Genomic DNA, 253 nt, shown 5'->3' with positions numbered 1-253 from the left:
GCGGTTCAAGATCAGGTAGAGCAGCTTGGTGGCGGCCTCGTCGCTGGGGAAATGCCCGCGGGCGCGCACGGCCCGGCGCAGCTTCGAGTTCAAGGCCTCGATGGAATTCGTGGTATAGATGATCCGCCGAACCTCGTCGGGAAAGGCGAAGAACGGGATGACCTCGGCCCAGGCGCGCCGCCAGCTCTGGCCGATGGCGGGATAGCGGGTGCCCCAGGGCCCCGCCTCGAATGCCGTCAGGGCCTGTTCGGCC

General features: G+C 68.0%; 1 protein-coding gene. It reads right to left on the bottom strand.

Going from position 1 to position 253, the window contains the following annotated elements:
* Window positions 1-253: transposase (locus SM191_RS19745; RefSeq protein ID WP_341507681.1), on the bottom strand; the 253-nt coding region annotated here is incomplete at both ends.

This window comes from Sphingomonas sp. 2378 (assembly GCF_038084995.1).
Taxonomy (GTDB): domain Bacteria; phylum Pseudomonadota; class Alphaproteobacteria; order Sphingomonadales; family Sphingomonadaceae; genus Sphingomonas.
Note: the sequence above shows the minus strand (reverse complement) of the source record. Positions and strands in the feature narration are given on the sequence as shown.